At 43.0% G+C, this 3,545-nt stretch carries 4 protein-coding genes; 3 read left to right on the forward strand and 1 reads right to left on the reverse strand.

Annotated features, from left to right (window positions below; all coding sequences use genetic code 11):
* From pilW to KIV40_RS15740, 3 genes are all read left to right on the forward strand, one after another.
* The coding region (gene pilW / locus KIV40_RS15730; protein WP_285350145.1) for a type IV pilus biogenesis/stability protein PilW at window positions 1–507 on the forward strand (507 nt) is incomplete at its 5' end.
* 338 nt (window positions 508–845) lie between these two features.
* The gene (locus tag KIV40_RS15735) at window positions 846–2,456 is read left to right on the forward strand and encodes a S41 family peptidase (RefSeq protein ID WP_285350147.1); all 1,611 of its coding nucleotides are present in this window, start codon (window positions 846–848) and stop codon (window positions 2,454–2,456) included.
* The gene (locus KIV40_RS15740; RefSeq protein ID WP_012128133.1) at window positions 2,440–2,844 is read left to right on the forward strand and encodes a hypothetical protein; all 405 of its coding nucleotides are present in this window, start codon (window positions 2,440–2,442) and stop codon (window positions 2,842–2,844) included. The genes KIV40_RS15735 and KIV40_RS15740 overlap by 17 nt, the downstream gene beginning before the upstream one ends.
* A 75-nt stretch (window positions 2,845–2,919) precedes the next feature.
* Here KIV40_RS15740 and KIV40_RS15745 read toward each other — a convergent pair whose 3' ends face one another.
* Window positions 2,920–3,435, reverse strand: coding sequence for a porin family protein (locus KIV40_RS15745; RefSeq protein WP_005433757.1), 516 nt, complete (start codon window positions 3,433–3,435; stop codon window positions 2,920–2,922).
* Between the last annotated feature and the right edge of the window lie 110 nt (window positions 3,436–3,545).

Consider the following 3,545-nt stretch of genomic DNA (forward strand, 5'->3'; position numbering starts at 1 on the left):
GGTCCACTTCTCCCAATGGCCCATTATTACGAAACCGTTGGAGAAGATGCTAAAGCAGAAGACATGTATAAACGTTCTCTAAGACAGAATTCAAAGAACGGTAACGTGCTCAACAACTACGGCACCTTCCTGTGCAAGCAAGGCGAATACAAACAAGCTGACAAGATGTTTAATCGAGCGATTGAGCAACCATACTATTACCTGATCCCTGCCAGCTACGAAAATGCCGGATTCTGCGCCCTGAAATCAAACAATAAAGATAAAGCGAAATACTACTTCACTCGCGCTATAGACCACGATCCTCATAGACCTAAATCGATCCTTCAGCTTGCTAAGCTCGAAATCGACAGTGGAAATTACACTGATGCTCGTATTCGACTCATGCGTTTTAATCAAATGTATGGCGTGAAAAAGCCCTCTTTACGCCTCATGGTTGAGCTCGAACGCGCGGCGGGTAATGAGGCTCTCGAGAAAAAGTATCAATATCAGCTCGACCAAATTTCTTAATGCCATCACGATGTATGAGCCGAAAAGGTCAAATCGGCTCTTTACCTACAAAATAAAAAGTAAGTGCTCTTCCTTACTTTCTGACAAGTCATCTAACTTAATAATTGTGCCACTGCTGTTTTTGAGCCACTACGTACTACCTAACCTACTATTTATTAATGATGTGTGAATTTTCACCAAACTAACAACTGAGTTTTTACTCTAATATGTATGATAGCCATCACACAACAATGCTCATTGTTTGCACAAGCATCATTAAAATTTATACATTCGAGTGGATTATAAGGATTTCATCAAAAACAACTAAATCTATAAACATCACAGATAAAAGGAAATTTATGTTGAAGTATAGAAACTTAGCGTTGGTTGCAACCCTGCCTATCGTATTGTTGCAAGGCTGTGGAGGTGGAGGTGGAGGTGGAGGTGGCTCCAGCGATACCCCAACGAGTACTACGCCAACAGATATTGTCACATGGAAATTTCAAGATTTTTCTGTCCCTGCTAGCAGTTTTGCTAATAAATGTAGTATCGCAAGAACGGGAATTGATCCTTACACAGGAAAAAAGTACCCGGATGAAGCTGGTTCAACGTTGCACGAGAAAATGTTCCTGCGTGCATTCAGCAATGACACCTACCTTTGGTATGACGAAATTCCCGATAACAATCCAAGTAACTATCCGTCAGTTCTCGCATACTTCGATTCTCTTGTGACACCTTACAAAACGACTTCGGGTCAAAATAAAGACCGATTCCACTTCACTCGTTCATACGAAGATTATATGAAGTCGCAACAGGCGGGCCTCGTGGCTGGCTTTGGTTTTAACTGGAAGTTTGTGCAAAGCACTCAGCCGCGAGAAGTCATCATCTCTTACACCGAAGACAATTCTCCAGCATCTTCAAACGGTGTTGCTCGTGGTGATAAGCTACTAAAAATTAATGATATTGATGTTGTAAACACATCCTCTCGTGCAGAGATTGACTTCATCAACAAGACACTTTTCTCCCCAGATCTAGGTAAAGATTTCACGTTCACATTCGAAACGGTAGACGGTGCACCTAAAATAGTTACGCTCACCTCTGTGGACGTAGCAACAAGCCCAGTTCGTAATGTAAAAATCATCGACAATGATGGGACAAAAGTCGGTTACATGCAGTACAACGCGTTTGAAGTCACCGCACAACAACCGCTTATTAATGCCTTTAACCAACTATCAGCGGCAAACGTTGACGAAATTATTATGGATCTGCGTTACAACGGTGGTGGCTTAGTTTGGCAGTCTGCACAAGTTGGCTACATGCTGGCTGGTACGCACTCCAGCTCCACGTTTGCTGAACTGATTTACAACGACAAGATCATGAACTCCGGCGAGGTAGAAAATAACGTTTATAGCTTTGTCGATACCGAAATTGATTGGGGTAAAGGTATCTTGACTGACAATGCCCTACCGACATTAAGTGCGAAACGCGTTTACGTTTTAACTACAGATAACACCGCGTCTTCCAGTGAACTTCTTATCAACGGCCTTCGAGGTATTGATGTCGAAGTCGTTCAAATTGGTACGACGACAACGGGTAAGCCTTACGGTTTCTCCCCACAACAAAACTGTGGCAACATGTATTACACGATTCAATTTAAGTCCTCGAACGCTAAGGGCTTTGGTGATTTTGCCGATGGCTTTACACCTACAGCAAAAAGTCTAGTATCGTCTAATATTGGTACAGATGAAAAAGTGGAAGGCTGCGTTGTTGCGGATGATTTAACCAAACCATTAGGTAATAGTTCTGAAGGCATGTTGTCTGCAGCATTAAACTACATGACCACAGGAACTTGTCCACCAGCACCAGCCGTAGCAAAAGCACCTCGCCTTATGCCTATGCTGGGTGGCACTCCACTAAATCTACAGCTTGATCCACTGCGACAAGAGGCTATTCATGTCAAAATTAACTAGAACAAAAGCATTGATCACCGGAGCAACGATGAGCCTGATGCTGACGGGGTGTGCATCGTCAAGCAACAGCGACGCCGTCAATGCACTCAGCATTAAGACATCAGGTGACACCGTTACGGAAATTCAACGAGCGATTACGACGATTCAAGGCAACCAAGTACCACCGAAAATTGCCTCCAATACGTTTGAAACGAACTCTCACTTGTTGATCGTTTCTGGACAATTGATGGAGAGTTACAACATGCCATTGAACGGTGCAGAGACAGAGTTGCCCGATCAATACACCTTGCAGCTCAGAGATGAGGAATGTGGCGTTTATTACGAGAAAGACGACAAGTTTATTCCTCTAACCAACATACAATGTCGACCGAATCCAATTCAGGATTAATCAAAAAGCGCGCCGTTACTTTATCCAAAATAACGGCGCGTTTGTTTTATTATCTGTTCACTGACCCACTTCTATTTATAAGAAATGGAACGTCACGTTACCAGTGATGCTACTAACGGTATCACTATCACCATCAATATCCACACCAAATGCTTGATAACTTGCACCGAGAGAAATGTTATCTAACAGGAAGTATTCAGCACCAACACCGTACATGTAAGACACACCATCGTCTTTGTCCAAGCTACTCAAATTACCATTGTATTCGACGTTAAACGCATTGATACCGCCCTTCGCGTAAACGTGCAGAGGACCAAAATCGATACTTGGTTTCGCCGCTAGATAGAATGAAGAGAAATCCACATCACCTTTGTTACCACCAAGATTTAAATCTACTTGGCCATGGTTAAAGTAGCCAACCTCAATACCGATCAGCGGTAAGATCCCCGTACCTACATGGATACCGTAAGTCGTATCACTTTCACTGTCGATGTCAGATTGACCGATTTGACCACCGGCATAAAGCCAAGAATCAGCCATCGCAGACGTTGAGCAAAGCGCTAAAGCCAATAACGAGAGTTTTGTTTTCATAGTTATACCTTTCCTGTTCGATTCCTGAACGGAACATCACGCGAACTGCATCGCGTTCCTTATGTATCTAGGTAAATACTATATTCAAAAAGTGGCTAGGGTGTGTTGAT

Source organism: Vibrio sp. D173a (genome assembly GCF_030248475.1).

Coding starts and splice junctions, on each gene's coding strand:
- KIV40_RS15735 (WP_285350147.1), top strand. CDS start 846: ATGTTGAAGTATAGAAACTTAGCGTTGGTTGCAACCCTGCCTATCGTA.
- KIV40_RS15740 (WP_012128133.1), top strand. CDS start 2,440: ATGTCAAAATTAACTAGAACAAAAGCATTGATCACCGGAGCAACGATG.
- KIV40_RS15745 (WP_005433757.1), bottom strand. CDS start 3,435: ATGAAAACAAAACTCTCGTTATTGGCTTTAGCGCTTTGCTCAACGTCT.